The sequence below is a fragment of the Pseudobutyrivibrio ruminis genome, assembly GCF_015057245.1.
In the GTDB taxonomy this organism is placed as follows: Bacteria; Bacillota; Clostridia; order Lachnospirales; family Lachnospiraceae; genus Pseudobutyrivibrio; species Pseudobutyrivibrio ruminis_E.
In genome coordinates, this window is the sequence record NZ_SVET01000010.1 from 63981 (window position 1) to 89447 (window position 25467).

A 25467-nucleotide genomic window follows, 5' to 3' on the forward strand; every position below is an offset into this window, starting at 1 on the left:
GCGTCTAACTTTTTTTATGTTACGCTATAAGCAGGAAATTTGGACTTTTGTATATGGAAGGGCACAGAAAGTTATGAGGAGTGGTTCAGCAAAGGCTTTGGCAGCTGGATTATCTACAATTACATTAGCGGGTAGTATCGTATTTCCGATACAGGTAGAGGCTTCAGAGAATTCTGAAGGCTCTGTTGTTGTGCCTTCAGATACTAAAGAGCAGCAGGTTGTTTCGCCAGAGGAAGCTGCAGTTGAAAGTAGCGTTAGCGCAACTGAATCGGTCCCAGAGACACTTGCTGATGCAGATGTTTCTACAGAAGTAAGCAATGCAGTAGATGCAGGTGTGGTAGATGAAAGTGCTGCAGCCAATTCACAGGCAATCACACGGGATATTACCGATGCAAACACTCAGGTTGCTGATGCAGCTACAGCAGTTTCAGGTGTGGCAGATGCAAAGGATTCCATGGATTCTAGTGTTGCAGCAGCCGATGAAAGCCTTGCTTCAGCAAATGATACTGCTTCAGGCGTAGCACAGGTCACAGGACAGGCTAGTGAAGTGGCAAATGCAGCAGCGGTTGCAGTGGCAGACACAAACACTGATCAGGAAAGTGCAGAAGCTATTATCGCAGATGCTACCGCCACTGTTGAGGAAGCAGAAAAGCAATTTGCATCAGCAGAGGAAACATACAATAATAAACTTTCAGAATACGAATCAGCTAAAGCTGAATACGAAGCCGCAGCTGAAGAATACAATAATAAAAAATCACAGGCTACATCAGATTTATCAGATGCAGAGGCTACACTTACAGACGCCCAGGAAAAGCTTGCTTCATTAGAAGAGCAGCTGGAGGCAGCAGGCCAGGACCTTGCAGCAGCTGGTGCAGATGCACTTATTGCAGCAGACGCAGACAAATCAGATGTCACATCATACATCGCTACAGTGGTAGAACACTACTACGCACCAAACACAGAGCTTGCCGATGGGCAGTCTGTTTCAAATTTTGCAGTTACACCTTACAAAGGAAATGTTATCGGAATTTCATATGATATTGTGGATGCCGATGGTAATTATGTACGTACTGTTAGTGCTAATTACGGATATACGGTAGATTACAAATCTGGTGAGGTTCGTATTTACGATAGGGACATGGTATACGAATACCAGGACATCAATGGCAACATAGTCTCTCTTACAAAGGAAGAGGCTGAGCAGCTGAAGGATGGCGTGGTTGAGTATTCTTATTGGACTGCCACAGGATTTTATATTCCTAGTTATTATGGTTGGGTGATTGAATCAACTTATATTAAGCGTCCAGAAAACAGATGGACGTATAGTGATTTCAATGATTTGATTAAGTTCGAAGAAACAAAGGGAAGAGTAGTTACAAGTACAGCAGCAGAATATCCATATGGCTACTTCAGGTACTACCAAGGCACCAGTGTTTCATCCACTGTTAAGAACTCAAAATACACATCAGAGGATGATCTTAAAAATGCAATAGTTGATGATGCAAAGAAGCAAAACAAAGCTACAGGCGTTGCTTTCGATAAAAGCAGGCTATTAAACATAACAGAGCATAAAACGACTGCTGAGGTTTATAGTTACGAAGTAAATAATAATCAGGTATTTACAAGCGCATCCAAGGATTACGCTTCCTATATATCAGAGATTACTGAAAAATATAATGCTTACAAAGCTCTTTCAGAGGCTGTCAGATCAGCAAAGGCGGATTTTGAATCAGCCAAGCAGACAGTATCTAGCTTGAAGCAGCAGATTGCAGATTTAGATGCAGCTAGCGATATTAATACAGGAATGGAGCTTGCAAGGCTTCAGGGTGAGCTTGAAAAAGCTCAGACCGATTACGACATAGCAAAATCAAATCTGGCAGATGCAAAGGAAGCTTTAGCAAATGCACAGTCAACATACGACGCCAGATTCAATACAGTTTCTTCTATAGAAATAGCGCAAGTAGATTCCGAAGAGGTTATCCAGTACGCAGAGGAAATCGAAGAGGAAGAGCTAGAGGAAGAAGAGATTGAAGAAGAGGAAGAGGAATCAGAAGAAGAGATTCATATCATCACTTCCCCAAGCAGCAACGCCGGTGGATATGGCGGTGAGGCAGAGATTCCACAGGATCAGCCTGAAGAACCTGCACCGGAAGAAACAGTCACAATCGAAGAGGAACAGTCACCTACAGGAATCACCCTGGCAGGCCTTATGGAAAGAGGTAAATGGTTCGTCGGACTTGCAGGTGTTTCAACTGCAGGAGTTGGCGTTGGAGTCCTAGAAGCAAAGCGCCGAGCAGCTATAAAGCTCATCGATAAATTGAATCAGTAATAGTTATTAACTAGTCAGCGAATGCTGGCTAGTTTTTTTATGGGTAAATATCTTGCCAAAAAACGTCACATTTTGCCAATGTTATTGTACGTAACGATTTTCGGTGTTATATTCTATAACAGATGTTCACGTAACGTTCACATAACAATCATGGAATGTTAACAAAGTGTAATGTACGGTTTAGGGAAAGGAATTTATACGTATGAAGAAGAATGTAGTAAAAGCAATGTCAGTTGGCTTATCAGCAATCACAATTGCAAGCTCACTGAGCGTACCTGTATTTGCAGAGGAGTCAACAGAAGGGGGACAGCCAGCGGAACCAAGTACAGCTTCTCAAGAGGTAGAGACTAATGTAGCAGAGCAGACTGTTGTAAATGATACAGCAGAGCTGAATGAAAGCTACAATGGTAATCAGTCAGAAACACCAGCAGAAGGTGAACCTAGTACAGAAGGTGAAACACAGACAACAAACGAAGAAAAGTCTACACTCGATAAAGTTCAGGATGCTGTTAATACTACAAATGCTACATTTAAAGATGACGACACATATTCATTCAAGGTAGATATCGAAGTTAGAGATGAATTTGGTAATGTTGTTGCTGACGAAAACGGTGAAATAAAGACAGAAGAAAAGACTGTAGAAGGAAATTATAAAGAAACTGCAGCTGATGCGCAGGAAGCTGCAAAGGCAGCGGGAGAAGCGATTGCAGCAGCAGATGCTGATACAAAAGAAATTTTGCAGGCAGCAGAAGATATGGATGATGCAGCAGCAGATGCAAATACAGCAGTAGGTAATGCTGAATCAGCAGCTTCTGATGTTACTTCAGCAGTTAATAAGGCACAGCAGGATGCAAATGCAGCAGTAGTTGCAGTTGCAACTGATTCACAGGAAAATGCTGCTACACTTATTGCTACAGCACAGCAGTCAGTAGCAGATGCACAGCAGACATACGATGAAAAGGCACAGGACCTTGCAGATGCAAAGAGTGCATATGAGGATGCAATAGAGGATCTTAATGATGCGGCTGATAGATATCAGGCTGCTAAGGACGATGCGACTGGTGACTTGGCAGACGCAGAAAAAGACTTAGCAACATTGCAGGCAAAGGTTGATGAGCTCGAGAAGGCTGTAGAGAATGCAAAAAATGCACTTGCTGAGTCAGCTGCAGGTGTTCTTGCGGCAGCAGATAAGGAATATGCAGATAGCGATAAGACTGCAGCAGATACAAACAAGTATATTGCAGCAGTAGTTGAGAATTATTACTTAGTAAACAACGTAGAGCTTGCAGAAGGACAGAAATTAGAGGTAACTGTTTCAGATGCAGTGGAAAATCAGGATGCAGGTCTTAACCTTGTAAGTGTTACATATAATGTTCTTGATGAGTCTGGCGCAGTTGTAGCTACAAATTCATTCAATCTTGGCTACGCTATTAATAATGGTGTTGTAGAGCTCTTCGAAAAGGAAGTTCGTTACGAGTACACAACTACTGATGGAAAGCTCATTTCTTTATCTGGTACTGATATCGAAACAGAAGTTACAAATGGAACAGCTGTAAGAAGATATGAGTATACTGATGAAGAAGGTAAAACAACTTATTTATCACAGGATCAGTATGATGACCTCAAAACAGATGAAGAGAAAGCTAAGTATACATTAGGCTATGTTCTTCTTGGTAATTGGGGAGATGCTGATACAAAGGGGTTGGATTCAGATGAAACAACTTACACAATTGGAAACACAACCAAAAAAGTAGTTGCTGTAGAGGAAATTGCAACAGGTGAGGATGCTACTACCGTATGCTATTTCGATAAGAATGGTAATTATATAAAAGTTGTAACAAATTATACTACAAAGTATGTTTATACATATGCTAATGGCACACAAATATCAGCAGATAGCTTTAAAAGCGAAGCTGAAGCTCAGTCTAAGGCAAATGAAGCTGCTGCAAGCATTCAAGATGTAATCGATACACTTGTCAATGTGGATGATTATTATAGAATTGGTGGTATGTATGTTCCAAAGTATTCATATAATGGGAAATATAAAGATACACATACAAAAATAACACATTGGTCTGAAAATAGTGCAATATCTGCAGGAAAAGAGGCTGTAAAGTCACACTATAAGTCAAATACGTACTATGGAAGTGATGTTTCATATGGAGATAATTGGTCAGCATATTTCGATGGCGCTTTGGATCCATGGCATGTTAGTGGTTCATACACTGCAACATACGATAAGCAGTACAATAGTAGGGATAACAACTATACTACATGGGAAGCATTTTTAGATAAATTTAGAAGCGGAAAGAAAAAAGAGGAGGTAATTGCTCAGTTCGAAAGTGAGTACAATGTAGTTGTTACAAACGCTAAAAGCTTTAATTGGGATATTTATAATGCAACACTTTATTATTTACAGTTATATAGCGTAAATGGTACTGTTGCTGGCACAAAATATCAATCTGAGCAAGATGCAATTAACGCTGCAATTAATGCTGCAATCGCAGATAATTATGGTGCAAATGGTGGAGAAAAAGTAATTGGTATTGATGAAAACAATAGCAAATTAACTACTGCTAAGTATTATCAGTACTTCTTAGATTATGTTACAAAGACAACTGCAGTTGATGAAGCAGGTGCAAACTACACAGATACATACACTGCAAGTGTTGCAAATGAATACGGCAAGGTTTACAGAAACGTACAAAACGCTACTGACCTTGTAAGTGGTTACACAAACCAGATCAACGGCACAAACCAAACATTATCTAACTACGCTACACTACTTCAGCAGCTTGCAGACGCAAAGGCAGCTGTAGAGGCAGCTCAGGATAAGGTAACAGATATCCAGGGCAAGATTGATGATCTTGGCAAGGATGGCGCAATCTTATCACTTCAGGTTCTTGAGTGGGAGCTTAGACTTGCAGATGCTCAGAAGGCATACGATGATGCAAAGGCTACACTTGATGATGCTAAGGCTGCTCTTAACACAGCAACCCAGGCATACAGTGATAAGTATCCAACAATCGTTCCTACAACAGGTGGCGGCGCTACAACTACAACAGGCGGAGCAGCTCCAGTAGTTTACGCTACAGCTACTACAGCAGCAGTTGCAGCAGACGAAGAGCTTGAGATTCCTGATGATGCAGTACCTGCAGCAGGCCAGGCAAGAAGAGCTCGTAGAGCTAGAACAGTTGCAGCAAACGATAACACAACTACAATCGACGAGGCTGAGACACCACTTGCAGGTGGCGATGCAGATGATGCAGTAGTTGAGGATACACAGGATGAAACAACAACTGTAGAAGAAGATTTAGTACCACTTGCAGGAGAAACTCAGAAGGGATTCTTCGCAAGAACATGGTGGGGATGGTTACTCCTTATCATTGCAGTTCTTACAGGAACTACAGCATATGCTAAGAAGAAGGCTGATGCTAAGAAGATTAAGTAATTAGGTTTTAACTGCGATAATTACTTAAATAAAATTCGAAGGGTGAGGTTAAGAGGTTATGAAGGTTCTAATTCTGAAAGTGAGGATGATAAAAACGATGTTGGAGAATCATAAAACCAGAAAGCAGTTAAAGAAGCTCCAATTGAGTAAACAACAATAATTATCCTACGAAAAAAGAGAGAGTTGGCAGCGGTTGCCAGCTCTCTTTTTTCTAGTAAATTTTTGTATACAAAAAAGAACAGCAAAATGAAAGAATAAACAAAAAAGCTACGTAGTTTTATGGTATAGTATTGATTGTGAAAAAATAAACGATAATTTTTATCAATTAATTTATGGATACAAAAGCAAGACAGTTATTAGATAAATTAAATACAGAACATTCACTTCAGACCGAAGAGTACCAGTATTTACTTGATCATCGCAATCAGGAGCTGATAGACCTTGCAGCAGAGTATGCACGTCACTTCCAGAAGCAGCACTATGGCAACAAAGTATTCATCAGAGGTCTGGTGGAGTTCACAAATTTCTGCAGAAACAACTGTTTATACTGCGGAATCAGAAGAGACAATCACAACTGTGAGAGATACCGTCTTTCGGCTGATACTATTGTAGAGTGCGCCGATGAAGGCTACACACTTGGTTTCAGAACTATCGTCCTACAGGGCGGTGAGGATTTCTCATATAGCGATGAGGATATATGCGATATCATTCGCAGAATAAAGGCATCCCATGAGGATATGGTTGTTACCCTTTCCATCGGGGAACGCTCAAAGGAAAGCTATCAAAAGTACTACGAGGCAGGTGCTAGACGCTACTTGCTCAGGCATGAAACTGCCAACCCAGAGCTTTATGCAAAGCTTCATCCAGCAGAGCTTTCATGGGACAATCGCATGGAATGTTTGAAGAATCTTAAAGAGATTGGTTATCAGATTGGTGCAGGCTTCATGGTGGAATCACCTAGCCAGACCACTTATGACTTAGCTATGGATTTGAAATTCGTTGAAGAATTCAAGCCAGATATGTGTGGCATAGGTCCATTCATTAGCCATAAGGAAACACCATTTGCAAATAGCCCTAGTGGCACATTGGAGACAACACTGTTTTGTCTTTCATTACTAAGGATGATTTATCCACAGGTACTACTTCCAGCCACCACAGCCCTTGGCACAATTCATCCAAAGGGCAGGGAAATGGGAATAAAGGCTGGTGCTAATGTAGTCATGCCAAATCTTTCACCTACCGGTGTTAGAAAAAAATACGCTTTATACGATAATAAGATTTGCACAGGAGAGGAAGCTGCCGAGTGCTTAGGCTGCTTAGGCCAGCGCATGGAGAGTATTGGGTATAAAATTGTTACTGACCCTGGAAACAGAGCTGGTTTTATAATTTAGTTAATTTAGCTAGTAAGTAACTAGCAGGATGTTGAATAGAGGTATTAAAAATGTACAATGTAAAATCTTTAAAAGCAGAAGAGTTTATCGACAATCAGGAAATCTTAGATACTATCGAGTATGCAGAGGCAAATAAGAACAACTTCGAATTAATCGAAGAATTACTAGAAAAGGCTCGTCCAGTAAAGACAGCAGAAGGATGTGTATGCAAAGGTCTTACTCACCGTGAGGCATCAGTTTTGCTTGCTTGTGAGGAGCCTAAATACATCGAAAAGATGTATCAGGTAGCACAGGAGATTAAGGATGCTTTCTATGGCAACCGTATCGTTCTCTTTGCACCACTTTATCTTTCAAACTACTGTGTAAATGGCTGTGTTTATTGCCCATATCACGCAAAGAACAAGCACATCGGCCGTAAGAAGCTTACACAGGAAGAGGTTAAGGCTGAGGTTATCGCACTTCAGGATATGGGTCACAAGAGACTTGCCATCGAAGCTGGTGAGGATCCTGTAAACAACCCAATCGAGTACATCCTTGAGTGCATCAACACAATCTACAGCATTCATCACAAAAATGGCGATATCCGTCGTGTAAATGTAAATATCGCAGCTACAACAGTTGAAAACTATCGCAAGCTCAAGGAAGCAGGAATCGGTACATACATCCTCTTCCAGGAGACATACAACAAAAAAAGCTATGAGGAGCTTCATCCAACAGGACCAAAGCACGATTATGCATATCATACAGAGGCTATGGACCGTGCTATGGAAGGTGGAATCGACGATGTAGGACTTGGAGTTCTCTTCGGACTTGAAAGCTACAAGTATGAGTTTGCGGGACTCCTTATGCACGCTGAGCACCTTGAGGCTGTTCACGGCGTAGGACCTCACACAATCTCAGTTCCACGTGTAAAGCACGCTGACGACATCGATCCAGAGGCATTCGACAACTCAATCCCAGATGAGATGTTCACAAAGATTGCAGCTTGTATCAGAATCGCAGTTCCTTACACAGGTATGATTATTTCTACTCGTGAATCAGAGGAAGTTCGTCGCAAGATGCTTCAGGTTGGTATTTCACAGGTTTCAGGTGGAAGCCGTACATCAGTAGGTGGCTACACAGAAGAGGAGAGACCACACGATACAGAGCAGTTCGATGTTTCAGATCAGCGTACACTTGATGAGGTTGTTCGTTGGCTTATGGAGACTGGTCACATCCCTTCATTCTGTACAGCTTGCTACCGTGCAGGACGTACTGGTGACAGATTCATGTCACTTTGCAAGAGCGGCCAGATTATCAACTGCTGCCATCCAAACGCTCTTATGACTCTTACAGAGTACCTTGTTGACTATGCTTCAGAGGAGACAAGAGAAATCGGCTACAAGATGATTGAAGACGAGCTCAAGAAGATTCCTAAGGAAAATGTTAGAAAGACAGCTCTTGAAAATATCGAAGCTATTAAGAACTCAGATAGACGTGATTTCCGCTTCTAAGTTCTCAGATTTTTAATAAAATAGACAAAGTTATTTTGTATAATTATGATGTCTAAGTCTTGGTAAAGGAAGAAAAAATGTCCTTGAATAATACACCTAGTGGCCAGCGTATTCACATTGGCTTCTTTGGAATTAGAAATGCAGGAAAATCAAGCATTGTAAATAAGCTTACAAATCAGGCAGTATCACTTGTGTCTGCACACAAGGGTACCACTACTGATCCAGTTAGAAAGACTATGGAGCTTCTTCCATTGGGACCAGTTGTCATTATTGATACAGCTGGTTTCGATGATGAGGGAGAGCTAGGTGAGCTTAGAAAAGAAAGAACATACCGCATCCTTGATGAGATGGATATCGTTGTTTTGGTACTTGATGCCAGAGCAGACCATCTCACAGAAGAAGAGGTTGCTTTTCTAAAGATGGTTAAGGAACGCAAGGTGCCATACATCATCATTGAAAATCACGTGGATGAGGTGGCAGGTCATCCTTTTGAGGAACTGTCATCAGACGAAAAGCTTCTTTATGTGGATGCCACAACAGACGATATGGCAACTGTAAAGCAGGCACTTCTTCAGCTTGCACCAAAGATTACAGAGCCACCATTTGTTGCTGATTTAGTACCAGAAAAAAGCACAGTTGTGCTTGTTATTCCAATTGATGAATCGGCGCCAAAGGGCCGTATCATATTGCCTCAGCAAATGGTTCTCAGAGATTTACTGGACCACAGATGCAAAGCCATTTGCTGTCAGCCAGAAGAGCTCACAGAGGTACTTAATGAAGATAAGTCGGTATCACTTGTTATTACTGATTCACAAGCATTTGAAACAGTATCGAAGATGGTGCCTGAAAATATACTTTTGACATCTTTTAGCATATTGATGGCAAGATACAGAGGAAGCCTTAACACCCAGCTAAAGGGCGTCGCTGCACTTAAAAATCTGCAGGACCATGATAAGGTTTTGATTGCCGAAGCTTGCACACATCACAGACAGTGCAATGACATCGGCACAGTAAAATTACCTGGATGGATTAGAAAGCATACAGGTAAGGATGTTGATTTTGAATTTTCTTCGGGAAATGAATTTCCAGAAGATTTATCAAAATATAAATTAGTAGTTCATTGCGGGGGCTGCATGATTAATGCTAGCGAGATGCAAAGTCGAACTAAGCATTGCGTGGAGCAGAGGGTTCCAATAGTAAACTATGGAATGGCCATTGCCCATTTCAATGGAATATTAGACAGAAGTCTAGAGGTTTTAAATTAAACTGGCAAACAATGTAAAAGGAGAAAAATATGGTAACTTCAGATCAAAGTATTGTGCGTTTAAAGCACAACATCATGGAAGAAGTGTGTAAGCTTGCTTGGAAGGGTGAGCTCGATGCTTCTCACAAGGAACAGGTTTGTTATGAAATCATCCCTGGCCCAAGACCAACATATCGTTGTTGCGTTTACAAGGAGCGCGAAATCGTAAGACAGCGTGTTATCCTTTCTTGCGCAGAGAATCTTCCTACTAACCCTGATTCAAAGAACGTTGTACAGGTAATCCAGCCTGCATGTGATGACTGCTCTATCGCATCTTACTCAGTTACAGACAACTGCCGTTTCTGTCTTGGAAAGGCATGTCTCAACTCTTGTAAGTTTGGTGCTATTGCTCCAGGTGATAACAGAATGCATATCGATCCTTCAAAATGTAAGGAGTGCGGTATGTGTGCTAAGGAATGTCCTTATGGTGCAATCGTTCACCTTGAGAGACCATGTAAGAAGGCTTGTCCAGTTGGTGCTATTTCTTACGATGAGTACGGTCACTGCGTAATCGATGATGAGAAGTGTATCTCATGCGGTCACTGTATCCACAGCTGCCCATTCGGTGCTATCGGTTCTAAGACATATCTTGTACATATCATCAAGGCTATCCTTGAAGGCAAGAAGGTTTACGCTATGTGCGCACCTGCTACAGAAGGACAGTTCGGTGAGGATATCTCTATGGCTGCAGTTAAGGAAGCTTGCAAGAAGATTGGATTCACAGACATGGTAGAAGTAGGTCTTGGTGGAGATATGACAGCAGCTTACGAGTCTGCTGAGTGGTTTGAGGCAAAGGAAGAAGGACGTAAGATGACAACATCTTGCTGCCCAGCTTTCATCAACATGCTTAGAAAGCACTTCCCAGAGCAGTTCGAAAACAACATGTCTTCAACAATTTCACCTATGTGTGCTATCTCACGTCTTCTTAAGGCTACACAGGGTGAGGATGTAGTTACAGTATTCGTTGGACCATGTATTGCAAAGAAATCTGAAGCTGCTGATGAGTCAGTTCCAGGAAATGCAGATTACGTTATCACATTTGGTGAGCTTCGTGCACTTATGCGTTCAAAGGGCGTAGAGTTTGAGCCAGTAGAGGAGAACTACCAGGAGTCATCAACATTTGGTAAGAATTTTGCTTCTTCAGGCGGTGTTGCAAAGGCTGTTATCGAGTGTATGCAGGAGCGTGGACAGAACACAGACGATATCAAGCTTATGCAGTGCGCAGGTGGTGCTGAATGTAAAAAGGCGCTTATGCTTCTTAAGAGTGGTAAGCTTGATGTAGACTTCATCGAAGGAATGATTTGTGATGGAGGTTGCGTTGGCGGACCTTCTAAGCACAAGGCTGAGAGAGAAATCATTAAGGCTAGAACAGGTCTTATTGGCAAGGCTGATGGACGTAAGATTCTTGAAAACCTTAAGAATTACCCAATGGATAAGTTCTCAATGTACAGAGACGGACATATGGAATAAGTTATAATTTTTACACCCTGTCGGAGAGTTTTCTGACAGGGTGTATTTTTGTGGAAAAATAACCATAAAAAGACAAAAAAATCAACGCTATGTTAGTAAATTTGTGATATAGTATATCTAGTGCGTTAAAAATATATCAAAAGATATAATGTAATAATATGGAGGTTAATAACATATGGAAATGCTAGTAACAGCGTTAATCTGTCTGCCATTTCTGTGGGCGATTTTTCCTGCATTGATTCATCATTCAAAATGCAGGGCTTTTTTCGTCTATCTAGGATGCGCAATTGTAATGATTCTATCCATCATTACAGCGGTTCAGTGGTTTAGGGCTGGTGGCCAAACACTGAATTTTTCTTTGCCATATCAGGAAACATTCAGTCATGTTTTTGTTGTGGGCGATATTCTTTTAATGTTTTTCATTATTCATCTTTGTGCAAAGTATAAGAAATTAATTATATCTTTGCTAACCATTGTATCCACAGTGATACCAACCGTTTTGGAGTTGGCAGGGCCAAAAATTCCAAGCAGTTACACAATGCGATTTGATTATCTCACATTGATTATGATTTTGATTATTGGAATTGTTGGTACACTGATTGGAGTGTACGCAGTGGGATATATGCATGGCTATCACATTCATCATCACAAAGAGCTAAAGGATAGAAGAAGCTTTTTCTTGGCCATGATATTTGTATTTTTTGGTGCTATGTTTGGTTTGGTATTTTCAGCAAATCTATGTAGTCTGTATTTCTTCTGGGAAATCACATCTGTAACATCATTCCTGTTGATTGGATATACAAGAACTGATGAGGCTATAAACAATTCATTTAAGGCTTTATGGATGAACTTGCTTGGTGGATGTGGATTGGCAGCAGCAATCTCAGTTGGATATTTATGGTATGGAACTGTAAATCTGTTTGACTATATTGATTTAGTTCAGGCAGATCCTACCAACATCAGAAACATGCTTCCAATAGCATGCCTGGCTTTTGCGGCACTTACAAAATCGGCACAGTTCCCATTCTCAGGATGGCTGCTTGGTGCCATGGTTGCGCCTACACCATCATCAGCACTTCTTCATAGTGCAACAATGGTAAAAGCTGGTGTTTATTTGTTAATCAGAATATCTGTTGCAATGGCAGATAACTATGTAGGAAACATGGTAGCCCTTATTGGTGGCTTCACATTCCTTGCTGCATCTTGCCTTGCTATATCCGTTTCTGATGGCAAGAAGGTGCTGGCTTATTCTACAATTTCAAACCTGGGCCTTATAGTTGCATGTACTGGCTGTGGCTATGAGGAGACAATTTGGGCAGCGGTATTCCTTGTAATTTTCCATGCTGTTTCAAAGTCTATGCTTTTCCAGTGCGTTGGTGCTATTGAAAACACAACAGGTAGCCGCGACGTTGAGGATATGCAGGGATTGATTTCAATCTTCCCTAAGCTAGCCGTAATCCTTATGATTGGTATCGCAGGCATGTTCCTTGCACCATTTGGAATGCTTATTTCTAAGTGGGCAGCACTTAAGGCATTTATTGATACTACATCGGTTTATGTATCAACACTTATGGTACTTTTCATTTGCTTTGGTTCAGCAACTACAATGTTTTATTGGACAAAGTGGATGTCAAAGATTCTTGGAGCTTCACCACGTGAAAAGTCACGAGATCTTACAAAGAAGAACGAGTATATCTCAATGTTCTTCCATGCATTTATGATGCTCGCACTTATCCTGGGGTTCCCATGGCTGTCAAAGCATGTGCTAAAGCCACTTTCAAATGATATGTTTGGCACAGCAACACAGGTTATTTCATACCAGAATATGGTCATCATGATTGTACTTTTGGTAGGCATCTTTGTGGTCCCATTTGTAAACTATGTTCTGACAAAGGGACAAAAAGCAAAGCAGGTTATCACATACATGGGTGGTGCCAATGCTGGTGACAACTTCAACTTCGTATCAGCAACAGGTGATCCAAAGGAGATGCACATTGCAAACTTCTACATGGAAGAAATCATGGGAGAAAAGAAGCTATTCACTCCTGCAATAATGATTTCTACATTTATCATAATTGTTTATATGATTATCGTGATAGGAGGTGCGTTCTAATGGCTACAACTCGAATTATAATTGCAGTACTTTATGTACTTTTAGCACCTTTTGTTATCGGACTTTTAGATGGCTTCGATAGAAAGATTTCTGCACGTATGCAGGGAAGACGTGGACCTTCGGTACTCCAGCCTTTCTTCGATATCAAAAAGCTTTTCGAAAAAGAATTTTTAACAGCAAACAAGCAGCAGCTATTTATGATTTACTCATACGTATTTTTTATCGTACTATCAGGAGTAATCTTTTTCGCTGGCTTTGATTTATTACTTGTTGTATTTTCACTTTCAACAGCAGCAATGTTTTTGATTTTGGCAGCTACATCAACTCACTCACCATTCTCTTCTCAGGGAACGCACAGAGAACTAGTGCAGATTATGTCATGCGAGCCAATGGAATTGTTGGTGGCAGTTGGATTTTATCTGGCTACAAAAACATTCAATGTAAATGAGATAGTGATGAATTCAACATATTCCAACATCATTTACTTGCCAGGATTTTTTGTAGGCTTTGTATTTATTCTTACAATCAAATTTAGAAAGTCGCCATTCGATATTTCTACATCTCATCATGCTCATCAGGAGGTCATCAAGGGCGTGACTTCTGAGATGGTAGGTAAGGAGTACGGAATGGTTACACTTGCTGAGTGGTACGAAAATGCAATCCTTCTTGGTATAGTTGGATTATTCTTCCTTAACAGCAACCCACTTTCAGTGATTGGTGCTATCGTTGCAATTCTTGTTGTGTGGTTCCTTGAGATTCTCATCGACAACACTTCAGCAAGAGTAAAATGGCAGCTTATGCTCAAGCTTGCTTGGGGCGTAACAATCGTTGCAGCTGGTATGAATCTCTTCTTGTTAGAGATTATCATGGGTTAATGTTTGGAGTTAGGAGGATAAGAAATGAGTACAATACATAAATCACCATGGCTCCTTCACTATGATGGAAGTAGCTGTAATGGATGTGATATAGAGGTTTTAGCTTGTACTACACCTGTTTACGATGTAGAAAGATTTGGCGTTATCAACACAGGTAACCCAATGCATGCTGATATTTTCCTTATTACTGGTGGTATCAATTCTCAGAATGAAGCCGTTGTAAAGCAGATATACGAACAGATGCCACAGCCAAAGGTTGTAATCGCTGTTGGTACATGTGCCTGCACAGGCGGAATTTTTAAAGAGTGCTACAACATCAAAGGTGGCGCCGACACAGTTATTCCTGTAGACATCTATGTCCCAGGATGTGCTGCTCGTCCAGAGTCAATCATCGACGGTGTTGTAAAGGGCATCGGCCTGTTCAAGGAAAAGGCAGAGGCTCTTAAGGCAGAGCAGAAGGATAATTAGTAGGAGGAAATCATGCAAGAATTAAAAAAGGATTTATATTTAATTGACAAGGCTGAGCTCCTCCAGGTAATCATGGAAAAGAAGAATGCTCTTTGGAGACTTTGCCAGATTTGCTGCTCATTCCCAAAAGCAGAAAATCATTATGAGGTAACATATTCCTTTGCAAATGGATATGATTTTGCAAATTACAGACTCATTGCTGAGCGTGATGAGGAGGTCCCATCAATCTCTCGTGTATACAAATCTGCAATATATTATGAAAATGAGATGCACGAGCTTTGGGGACTCAACGTAGAAAATATCAAGGTGGATTTACACGATAAGCTTTATCGCATCGATGTAGAGACGCCATTTATTGAAAAGGAGGATAAGTAGTATGGGAAACAGAAGTATAGTACCTTACGGCCCACAGCATCCTGTCCTTCCTGAACCAATCCATCTTGATTTAGTTTTGGAAGACGAAAAGGTTTTGGCAGCAATTCCTTCTATCGGATTCATCCACAGAGGACTTGAAAGCCTTACAAGCAAGAAGGATTTCAATGAGATGGTATATGTGGCAGAGCGAATCTGCGGAATCTGTTCATTCATGCACGGCATGGCCTACTGCATGGCACTTGAGGATATTATGAACGTAGAGGTTCCTCGTCGTGCAGATTACTTACGTACAATCTGGGCAGAGATGAGCCGCCTTCACAGCCACTTGCTTTGGCTTGGACTACTTGCTGATGGCTTTGGATTTGAATCATTGTTCATGCACTCATGGAGACTTCGCGAGAAGATTCTTGATATGTTTGAAGCATCAACAGGCGGACGTGTTATTTTCTCAGTTAACACAATCGGCGGTGTGCTGAAGGATATGCCAAATGATATGCTTAAGGATTTCGTTCGTCAGCTGGATGAAATGGAAAAAGAAATCCGTGAGACAACAAGCATCTTCCTTGACGACTACACAGTAAAGAGCCGTCTTGTAGATGTTGGTATTATCACTGGCGAGGACGCTATTCGTCGTGGCGCCGTTGGCCCTATGATGAGAGCTTCAGGCATCAATGTTGATATGAGAAAGAACGGCTATGCAGCTTACAATGATATTGATTTCGAGGTAATCACATCTAACAAGTGTGATTCATATGCTCGCTGTGAAGTGCGTATTGGAGAGCTTTTCCAATCAATCGATATCATCAGACAGTGCGTTGCAAAGATTCCAGATACAGAAATCAATACAAAGGTTACAGGCATGCCAAACGGCGAATCATTCATCCGCGTTGAGCAGCCACGTGGAGAGGCGTTCTACCATGTTCGTGCCAATGGAACAAAGTTCCTTGATCGCTTCAGAGTCCGCACCCCTACCTTCGCCAACATCCCAGCTCTTACTCAAACACTTCAGGGATGTCAGTATGGCGATGTACCATTGCTGGTGCTTACGATAGACCCTTGTATAAGTTGTACTGAGAGATAATTAGATGAGTCGGTAGACAACAAGCTCTTATATTTCTCAAGCGAAACATGTAGTTGAGCTGAGAAATCATAAGGCTTGTAGGCGTAACCGACGGATTGGAGGATTATGGGACAAATATTACCTTTTACAAAACAGGTTTTAAAGAACCTCTTTTCTGAGCCTGCTACTACTCAGTATCCTTTTGTACAAAGAGAGTATCCAGAGCGCACGAGAGGTCATGTAGACATTAATAAAGATCAGTGCATTCTTTGCGGTATGTGCATGCGTAGCTGCCCACCAGGGGCAATCAAAGTTGATAGAGCAGCGAAGACCTGGACTATCAATCGCTTTGATTGTATCCAGTGTGGCTACTGCACAGAGAAGTGCCCAAAGAAATGTTTATCTATTACACCAGGCTACCAGGAACCAGGCCCTGAGAAGTTCAACTACTCAGTAGAAGTGCCTTATGAGCCACCAAAGCCTGCTGCTAAGCCAGCCGCTGCAGCAGCTCCTGCTGGCGGGACAAAGCCAGAAGCTTAGTGCTTTGTTTTGTTATCAAACAAGATTATTTAAACGCTCCTGGCTGTGGCTGGGAGCGTTTGTTGGTTAAGAATAATAACGATTGAAATAACGTAGGATATTTATATGATTATAAAATTCATAGTCAAAGGCTTAGTTCAGGGGATAGGGTACCGTCCTTTTGTGGCTAAGCTGGCAGATGAATTGAATATAGATGGATGGGTGCGAAATACCGGAGGAATTGTGACGGTGTGCGCATCAGGAGACGAGGAGAAACTGGGAGAATTGCAAAGTCGATTGGCAGTGGAAGTGCCGACGGGGGGCTTTGTAACATCTGTTGAGGTAGAGGAGCTTGATACTGCCGAAACCATAGAGCTACCAGGCAAAGGCTTCACTATAGTTGAATCCGATCAGGACATGCAGGCAAACCTTCCTCTCATCCCAGCGGACATTGCAACCTGTGAGAACTGCAAGAAAGAGCTGCTGGACTCTACCAACAGAAGATACTTGCATCCTTTTATTAGCTGCACCGTTTGCGGGCCAAGATACTCTATACTGGAGCAGTTACCCTATGATAGAGATACAATCACTATGGGGGATTTTGAAATGTGCCCAGAGTGCCAAAAAGAGTACACAGGCAAGCTGGATATTAGACGCCATGCTCAGACTATTGCTTGCAATAAATGTGGGCCAAAACTTTCATTTATAGCTATTTCGGGCCAAAATAATGTGGATAACTCACAAAATGCAGGATATCCTGCAAAAAATATAGTTCACAGAAAGTTCACAAGTGAATTTTTAGACAATTCCAATAAGGACTTTACACCTCTAAAAGATGCAATTGTCCATATACTTAATGGCGGAATTCTAGCTGTAAAGGATATAGGTGGATATCATTTGGTGTGCGACCCATTTAACGAGAGAGCAGTGGCAAATCTAAGGCTACTAAAACATCGCGAAGCCAAGGCTTTTGCGGTGATGTTTTATGATTTGGAGCAGGCAAAAGAATATTGTCACATCAATGAAAACGAGGCCAAGCTACTGGCAGGCCCTGCAAGGCCAATTGTCCTTGTAAAACGTAAATACGAATTAGAACAAAAGCTTGCAGACAACGTATGTCTCACAAGCCCAGATATAGGAGCTATGCTTCCGTGCAACCCAGTGCAGATACTCCTGACAAAAGCTCTGGGGCCACTTATCATGACAAGCGGAAATGCCAGTGGAGATGTGCTAGAAACTGACGATGATAAAATGGAAGAATGGTTGCGACAGCGGGCCGAAACAGATGAGATGCGAGACGTACCGCTAGCAATCTTATCCCACAACAGACGAATCCTGCGTCCAATGGATGATTCTGTAATGAAGGTAGTGGCGGGCAAGCAACAATTCATCAGGCGAGGCCGAGGCCATGTGCCTGCGCCAATTCATGTGGATATCCCAGGGGAGATTTTTGCAGCCGGTGGAGATCTAAAGTCCAGCTTTTGTTATGTGAAAAATGGACTGGCATATGTAAGTCAATATCTGGGTGATATGGAATCAGTCAGCTGCCAGGAGTTCTATAAAAAGGAAAAGAAGGCCATGGAAACAATCTTTGGCTTTACTCCAAAGAATAATGTTGTGGATAAGCATCCTGGATATTTTAGTAGAAACAATTCCACTTTTGATATAGAAATCCAGCATCACAAAGCCCATGTGGCTTCGGTAATTGCAGAGCATGCTCTAAATGGAACAGTCCTAGGCTTTGCTTTTGATGGTACAGGCTATGGAGATGACAAAACCATATGGGGTGGCGAGACATTCTTATGGAAAGATAAACAGATGGACCGTGTGGCTCATTTGAAGCCAGTAAAACTCATAGGCGGAGATGAAGGCGCAAAGAACTGCGATACAATCCTCACAGCAATGCTTCATGGAAACGGTCTTCAGCCAACAGAAATAAACATGAACACCCAGTTGATTTTGGCCGCATTAAACAAAAATATAAACACAGTAACATCTTCATCAATGGGGCGATTATTTGATGCTGTATCGGCACTTCTTGATATATGTCATTACAATTCATACGAAGGGCAGGCGCCAATTGAACTGGAAAACATTGCGGCCACAACAAATAAGGCATACAAACTTCATTTGAATTCGGATGGTTGTACAAAGGATCTATTTCGTGATATCGTATATGCGATATCAAATGGGGTAGATAAAGCTGAAATCGCCAGAGGCTTTATTGAGGCAGTTTCAGATTATATAGTTGAAATTTCAAAGGAATACGAGAATAATCTAGATAAGAATAAACAGGTAGTATTATCTGGAGGAACATTTTTAAATCGAATTTTGATGGAAAGTACTGTCAGTAAGCTAGAGGACTTGGGCTTCAAAGTGTACACGGCTAATCAGTTGCCACCTGGAGATGGGGGAATCTGTTTGGGGCAGGCTTTTTTATCACAATTTGAAAAGGCATACAAAGAGGTAGAACAATGTGTGTAGCAATACCAGGTTTAGTAAAAAGATTAAAGGACGGCAAGGTCACAGTAGACTTTAATGGAAACGAAGTTGAAGCATATGCAGGCCTTGTAAATGTTAAAGAGGGAGATTACGCCCTAGTTCATGCAGGCTGCGTTATCCAGACTTTGAAAAAGGACGAAGCAGAGGAAATCATTGAGCTGATGGGAGGCCTAGAGGGTTAATGGAGTTCTCTGAGATTGTAGATTTTTTAAGAAACTATGATGGCAAGCCAATCAGGCTGATGGAGGTGTGCGGAAGCCACACTCATGCCATAGCGACTCATGGAATCAGGGATATTCTCTCTGATAAGATTCAGCTTTTGTCAGGGCCAGGATGCCCAGTGTGCGTCACACCCACAGCCTATATCGACAAGCTAATAGATATTTGTCTTGAGCCAAACACTACAGTCACCACATTTGGCGATTTGCTTCGTGTGCCAGGCTCCAAAGAAAGCTTGAACGAAGCAAAGGGACGTGGTGGTTCGGTGGAGATGGTTTATTCACCAATGGATGTTCTTGCACTGGCAAAGAATCATCCAGATAGGCAATATGTTTTTGCAGCAGTAGGTTTTGAAACAACTGCCCCTGTCTACACATTGCTTTTAGACAATGCAATTGCCCAGGGACTTTCTAATATAAAGATTCTTACAGCTTTAAAGACAATGCCGGGAGCTATTTCATATCTTTGCGACAATGGTGCGCAGATAGACGGTTTCATTGCTCCAGGCCATGTTAGCGCAGTTACAGGAGCTGATTATTTCAATGAGTTGGCAGCCAAGTACGGCATACCCTTTGCAGTATCAGGGTTCGGCGCCAAGGAGCTAGTCATAGGCATATATGGCCTGGTTCAAATGGTTATAAACAATCAACCACAAGTCAAAAACTATTACACATCAGTGGTTGAACAGGGCCAGAATGACATCATCGTTTCCCAGCTAAACAAGTATTTTAAGCCTGCCGATGTGGTATGGCGAGGAATGGGAATCATCCCAGGCTCGGGGCTATTGCTTAAAGAGGAATATGCGCGCTTTGATGCAGGAAGCGATGGGCTTGATGAAGATAACAAGCGAAACAAGGCATGCCGATGCGGTGATATCCTGATGGGTAAGGCCACACCAAAGGATTGTCCATTATTTGGAAAGGTGTGTACACCTATGTCTCCGGAGGGGGCCTGTATGGTGTCTGAGGAAGGCGCTTGCTTTAATAACTATTTAGTAAACAATTAAATGACTTAATGAACAAACAATAATTAACAAGCTATTATAACTTTGAACGAGACATTCTAGTCGAGTAAAAAGTTCATAATGCTTGTTAATGTAATTGTTTGTGGACTAGAGGTTAGGGGTAAATAGGTATGGATAAAATTATTATGGAGCATGGCTCAGGTGGTCGTGCAACTGGAGAATTAATAAAAGAGATATTTGAAGCTCAGTTTGATAGTGACGTTCTTTCTGAGATGGAGGATGCTGCTGTTGTTCCTGGTGATGCCACTATCGCCATGACAACAGACAGTTTTGTGGTTACGCCGCTAGAGTTTCCTGGTGGAGATATAGGTCGACTTTGCATTTGCGGCACGGTTAATGACCTTTGCATGCGCGGGGCCGTGCCTAAATACATCACATGCGGTTTCATTCTGGAAGAGGGCTGTGATATAGAGCAGCTTAGACGCCTTGTAAAATCTATGGCAGCTACAGCAAAGGAAGCTGGAGTGAAAATTGTTGCCGGAGATACAAAGGTTATCGAAGGCAATGGAGGAATTTATATCAACACTGCTGGTGTTGGATTTGTTCCAAAGGGTGTGGACATCAAGGCAAAAAACGCCCAGGACGATGATGTAATTATTGTCTCAGGAAATGTAGGAGACCATCATGCTACGGTTCTCAGCCAAAGAATGGGCATCAAAAACACAATCGAAAGTGATAATGCCCCACTTCAGGAGATGGTAGGAAAGCTTATAGAAAATAAGATTCCAGTTCATGTATTAAGAGATGTTACAAGAGGTGGTCTTGCTACAGTATTGAAGGAGCTTGCAATGGCAAGTGGCCTTAGATTTGAGATTCACCAGGAAAAGCTTCCTGTATCGGCACAGGTAAAGTCTTTCTGTGGATTGCTTGGGCTTGACCCACTATACATGGGAAACGAAGGTAAGTTGGTTGCCATAGTTCCAAAGGAGTATGCTGCGCAAGCAGTGGAAATCATCCGTGGATGTAAATATGGCGAAAATGCATGTATGATTGGAGCGGTTAATACACCTGAAAACGACAGTGAGGTAGGTGCGCTTATAATGAAAACAGAAATAGGTGGCCGACGTTTTCTTGATATTTTACAAGGTGAGGGTCTACCTAGAATATGTTAAATCCTACAAACTCCAGTAGGACGATAATATTTAACATTTATTTCATAATTAGACAGGGGCATCTTGTGCTATAATATACCTACACATCCAAATACGTTTGTTGAATGAATGAGGAGGATGCCATTTGGGAAAAACTGTACTGGTTGTTGATGACTCGAAGTTTATGAGAGCAGTTGTCAAAGGCGAAGTTGAAAGAAATGGCTGTACTGTTGTAGCTGAGGCCGATTGCAGTGATGCAGCGGTTGAAAAATACAAGGAGTTAAAGCCTGATATAGTGACGATGGATATCACAATGACTGTTGATGGACATACCATTGGTCGAAGTTCAAATGGCATAGATGCTATTAAGCAGATTATGGAATTTGATCCAGAAGCCAAGATTCTGGTGGTAAGTGCCATGGGTCAGAAGTGCTACGTTATAGAAGCTATTGAGGCAGGAGCCAAGGACTTTGTTATTAAACCTTTTGATGAAGTTCGATTTGCAGAGGCATTAGCACATTTCAAGTAGAACTGAATATGGTTTAAAAGGACTGCAAGGCGGTCCTTTTCTTTTGCAAAAATAGAAAACTTTGGTTGTGCACAACGGAAACTAATTGCATACAATAAATTACTTGATTTTGTTATATAAAATAATGGATAAGTAAAAAGACCGAGAACTCGGTCTTTTTGAGGGGAGTATAAATAATTAATAAGGGTGCAACTAGGAAACTCCTAGTCACGTTTCAAATTATAATATAACAGGTGTACCAATGCAATAGAATAATTAAAAAATTTTTATTGCATTGACTTGTAATGGGCTGTAGCTTAAGATATTTTTATCTAGGTTTTCCTTGAAAAATCAATTAAGAAAGAGTGTTATAAATTATTTGAAAACGAAGATTTTTACTATTAGTTGCCCATGTCATTTTGGACTTGAGGCACCACTAAAAAGAGAAATATATGATTTGGGATACGACATCACAGAAGTTACCGACGGAAGAGTGACATTCACAGGCGATGCGGAGGCTATATGTCGTGCAAATATTCATTTGCGCTGTGCTGAGCGCGTGCTTGTAGAGGTTGGCCGTTTCCACGCCACCACATTTGAGGAGCTTTTTCAGGGAATTAAATCTCTTCCATGGGAAGAATATATTCCAAAGGACGGCAAATTCTGGGTTACAAAAGCTACTTCAGTTAAAAGTAAGCTTTTCTCTTTGACAGACATTCAGTCCATTGCAAAAAAAGCCATGGTTGAGCGTATGAAATCATATTACGATATCAACTGGTTTGACGAGGATGGCGCTGAATATCCAGTAAGAATCTTCTTATTAAAGGACGATGTTGTAGTTACTTTGGATTCTACTGGTGTTCCTCTTCACAAGAGAGGCTACAGAACATACACTAGCAAGGCTCCACTTTCTGAGACTATGGCAGCAGCTTTAATTGAGCTTACACCATGGCGTGCAGACCGAATACTTGTGGACCCATTCTGTGGCTCAGGTACATTTTTAATAGAAGCGGCTATGATGGCTGCAAATATTGCACCAGGTATTAACAGAGACTTCACTTCTATGGATTGGACAAATCTAATCGATTCACAGATTTGGAAGGATTGCTTTGATGAAGCCAGAGCAGAGGTAAATACAGATATTGAATGTGACCTACAGGGTTTTGATATAGATCCTGAAATGGTAAAGATAGCCCGCTTGAATGCAAAGCAAGCAGGGGTTGATCATCTGATTCATTTCCAGGCCAGAGATGTTGCAAATCTTCGCCATCCTAAAAAGTATGGCTTTATTCTTACAAACCCACCATACGGTGAGCGTTTGGAGGACAAAAAGGATTTGCCAGAAATCTATGGCAAGCTTGGAGATGCATTTAAAGCCTTGGATAGCTGGTCTATGTATGTAATCACCAGCTACGAGGATGCACCAAAGTCCATTGGCAAGAAGGCAGATAAGAACCGTAAAATCTACAACGGAATGATCAAGACATACTTCTACCAGTTTTTAGGACCTAAGCCAAAGAAGAAGGACTAAATAAATGAAACTTTCCAAGAGATTTTTAGCGTTTGCCTTAATATTGGCAATCACTTTATTTTGGAAATTAAATAATTGGAATGACAGATACGCAGCAGTAGAAACTTTCCGTGGAGCAGCACTGAATGAGGACGTGCTGTATCCTCTTATGTCCAAAAATCTTAACGATTCTAACAAGCTCAAGATTTTTATCAACGGACAGGAGTATTCTAATACACAGAGCTATGCCATTTTGGATGACTCTTTGAATCCAGTTGGATCCTTAGAGTTTATTCGTTCTGTGCTGAAAGGCTCAGCCTTCATGGAGGATGAGTCTGCTGCTTTAGTTCAGATAACAGATAATGTATACGAATACATTTTAGACAATACAACCGCCACAGAAAATGGCGATGAAATCGACCTTTCTATTGCTCCTTCTATGCACTTAGGGGAGCTCTATATTGGCATTGAGGATTTGTGTAAGGCATTTGGCTACGCTTATGAATACGACCAGTCTACATACACTGTAAACATTCAGTACAACAAAGTTCCTTCATTGCCAAGAGATTATGATCTTAGAGATGTTAATCGCGTCAGCACAATCAGAAATCAGGGTTCAACTTCTACATGTTGGGCATGTGCTTCGTTGGAGGCCTTGGAGTCTTCATTGCTTCCAGTTCATCAGCATCTTTTCTCAGTAGATTCAATGATAAATGAAAATAGCTTCGACCTTGATCAGTCGGCAGGCGGCAAATACACTATGGCCCTTGCATACTTGCTTTCATGGCAGGGACCAGTGGAGGAGCAGACAGAGGAGAGTGATACTACACCTGCAATTATTTCCAGCTTGACTGGTGAGACTCAGGAGAACCAGGTTCACCTTCAGGAGGCTCATTTTTATGATGCAGAAAATCTGGACGAGATAAAGTGGGCAGTATATCAGTACGGTGGCGTTTCTACATCCATTTATGCCAGTGTATCTACATCAAATCTGACAGGTTCTAGCAGCTACAATCGCAGAACCAATTCATACTGCTATACAGGCAATGCCAAGCCAAATCACGATGTGGTTATAATTGGATGGGACGACGATTATCCAGCATCAAACTTCAGCGAGGATGTTCCTGCTAATGGCGCTTTCATCTGCCAAAACAGTTGGGGCACAGGCTTCGGTGATGATGGTGTTTTCTATATTTCTTATTACGATTCAAATATTGGTAACCAGGCGGTATCTTATGTCAAAATAGATACCAACAATACATACAATTATATTTACCAAAGTGATTTGTGTGGTTGGATTGGACAGATTGGCTATAGCAAGCAGTGGGCATATGGAGCCAACACATTCGTGGCTGATGCAGATCAGCAGATTGAGGCGGCAGGTTTTTACGCACTGGGCACTGACACTAGCTATCAGGTGTATTTTGTTTCCAACTACGAAAACACAAGCTCGCTTTCGGAGAAGGAGCTGGTTGCATCAGGTACAGTTTCACAGAAGGGCTATTACACTATTAAGTTTAATTCCCCAAAGACTGTAGCAGCGGGAGAAAGCTTTGCAGTAGTTTTATATGTGAATACACCTGACACTGTGCGTCCTTTGGCAGTTGAGTATGTAACTGATTCAATGACTCAGGCAGTAGACATCACTGACGGCAAGGGATTTATCAGTAATAATGGTTTAGATTGGGAGAACGTGGAGGACGTGGTGCAAGCAAATCTTTGCATCAAGGCCTACGCAAATAATGTTGTGGAAGTGTTCGAATAAT

General features: G+C 41.5%; 19 protein-coding genes. All 19 read left to right on the forward strand.

All coding sequences use genetic code 11. From position 1 onward, the window contains the following. Nucleotides 1-73 precede the first annotated feature (73 nt). Nucleotides 74-2329, forward strand: a complete 2256-nt coding sequence (locus E7274_RS09695) for a hypothetical protein (protein ID WP_304175578.1) — start codon at nucleotides 74-76, stop codon at nucleotides 2327-2329. A 202-nt stretch (nucleotides 2330-2531) separates the two neighbouring features. Then, on the forward strand, nucleotides 2532-5780 hold the full coding sequence (locus E7274_RS09700) for a hypothetical protein (protein WP_304175580.1): 3249 nt from the start codon (nucleotides 2532-2534) through the stop codon (nucleotides 5778-5780). A 332-nt stretch (nucleotides 5781-6112) separates the two neighbouring features. Next, a complete protein-coding gene (hydE, locus tag E7274_RS09705; protein ID WP_304175581.1) occupies nucleotides 6113-7171 on the forward strand; it encodes a [FeFe] hydrogenase H-cluster radical SAM maturase HydE in 1059 nt (352 codons plus the stop codon). Between the two features lie 50 nt (nucleotides 7172-7221). Continuing rightward, nucleotides 7222-8664 carry a [FeFe] hydrogenase H-cluster radical SAM maturase HydG gene (gene hydG / locus E7274_RS09710; protein WP_304175583.1) on the forward strand — a complete coding sequence of 481 codons (1443 nt, stop codon included), beginning with the start codon at nucleotides 7222-7224 and terminating at the stop codon, nucleotides 8662-8664. A gap of 77 nt (nucleotides 8665-8741) precedes the next feature. Then, nucleotides 8742-9929, forward strand: a complete 1188-nt coding sequence (gene hydF, locus E7274_RS09715) for a [FeFe] hydrogenase H-cluster maturation GTPase HydF (protein ID WP_304175585.1) — start codon at nucleotides 8742-8744, stop codon at nucleotides 9927-9929. 29 nt (nucleotides 9930-9958) lie between these two features. Then, nucleotides 9959-11437: a 4Fe-4S dicluster domain-containing protein gene (locus tag E7274_RS09720; RefSeq protein ID WP_304175587.1), complete on the forward strand. Its 1479-nt coding sequence runs from the start codon at nucleotides 9959-9961 to the stop codon at nucleotides 11435-11437. Between the two features lie 175 nt (nucleotides 11438-11612). Continuing rightward, the gene (locus E7274_RS09725) at nucleotides 11613-13550 is read left to right on the forward strand and encodes an NADH-quinone oxidoreductase subunit 5 family protein (RefSeq protein ID WP_304175589.1); all 1938 of its coding nucleotides are present in this window, start codon (nucleotides 11613-11615) and stop codon (nucleotides 13548-13550) included. Next, nucleotides 13550-14425, forward strand: a complete 876-nt coding sequence (locus E7274_RS09730) for an NADH-quinone oxidoreductase subunit H (protein ID WP_304175591.1) — start codon at nucleotides 13550-13552, stop codon at nucleotides 14423-14425. Before E7274_RS09725 ends, E7274_RS09730 begins: the two co-directional genes overlap by 1 nt. Nucleotides 14426-14449: 24 nt before the next feature. After that, nucleotides 14450-14893 (forward strand): NADH-quinone oxidoreductase subunit B family protein, encoded by a 444-nt coding sequence (locus tag E7274_RS09735; protein ID WP_304175592.1) that lies wholly within the window; start codon nucleotides 14450-14452, stop codon nucleotides 14891-14893. A 12-nt stretch (nucleotides 14894-14905) separates the two neighbouring features. Beyond that, entirely contained in the window at nucleotides 14906-15268 is a 363-nt protein-coding gene (locus tag E7274_RS09740) for an NADH-quinone oxidoreductase subunit C (RefSeq protein WP_033153317.1), read from the forward strand. Between the two features lies 1 nt (nucleotide 15269). Further along, nucleotides 15270-16349, forward strand: a complete 1080-nt coding sequence (locus E7274_RS09745) for a hydrogenase large subunit (protein WP_304175594.1) — start codon at nucleotides 15270-15272, stop codon at nucleotides 16347-16349. A 105-nt stretch (nucleotides 16350-16454) separates the two neighbouring features. Beyond that, the gene (locus E7274_RS09750; RefSeq protein ID WP_304175596.1) at nucleotides 16455-16868 is read left to right on the forward strand and encodes a 4Fe-4S dicluster domain-containing protein; all 414 of its coding nucleotides are present in this window, start codon (nucleotides 16455-16457) and stop codon (nucleotides 16866-16868) included. A gap of 105 nt (nucleotides 16869-16973) precedes the next feature. Beyond that, nucleotides 16974-19331, forward strand: a complete 2358-nt coding sequence (locus tag E7274_RS09755; RefSeq protein WP_304175597.1) for a carbamoyltransferase HypF — start codon at nucleotides 16974-16976, stop codon at nucleotides 19329-19331. Next, nucleotides 19322-19531, forward strand: coding sequence for a HypC/HybG/HupF family hydrogenase formation chaperone (locus tag E7274_RS09760; RefSeq protein ID WP_033153322.1), 210 nt, complete (start codon nucleotides 19322-19324; stop codon nucleotides 19529-19531). Before E7274_RS09755 ends, E7274_RS09760 begins: the two co-directional genes overlap by 10 nt. Then, on the forward strand, nucleotides 19531-20574 hold the full coding sequence (hypD, locus tag E7274_RS09765; RefSeq protein ID WP_304175599.1) for a hydrogenase formation protein HypD: 1044 nt from the start codon (nucleotides 19531-19533) through the stop codon (nucleotides 20572-20574). Before E7274_RS09760 ends, hypD begins: the two co-directional genes overlap by 1 nt. A gap of 128 nt (nucleotides 20575-20702) precedes the next feature. Beyond that, nucleotides 20703-21704, forward strand: a complete 1002-nt coding sequence (gene hypE, locus E7274_RS09770) for a hydrogenase expression/formation protein HypE (RefSeq protein WP_304175601.1) — start codon at nucleotides 20703-20705, stop codon at nucleotides 21702-21704. 124 nt (nucleotides 21705-21828) lie between these two features. Continuing rightward, a complete protein-coding gene (locus E7274_RS09775; protein ID WP_033153324.1) occupies nucleotides 21829-22212 on the forward strand; it encodes a response regulator in 384 nt (127 codons plus the stop codon). 358 nt (nucleotides 22213-22570) lie between these two features. Continuing rightward, nucleotides 22571-23722 carry a THUMP domain-containing class I SAM-dependent RNA methyltransferase gene (locus E7274_RS09780; protein ID WP_304175603.1) on the forward strand — a complete coding sequence of 384 codons (1152 nt, stop codon included), beginning with the start codon at nucleotides 22571-22573 and terminating at the stop codon, nucleotides 23720-23722. Nucleotides 23723-23726: 4 nt separating this feature from the next. Next, complete coding sequence (locus E7274_RS09785; protein WP_304175605.1) at nucleotides 23727-25466, forward strand: lectin like domain-containing protein; 1740 nt, start codon at nucleotides 23727-23729, stop codon at nucleotides 25464-25466. Nucleotide 25467 lies beyond the last annotated feature (1 nt).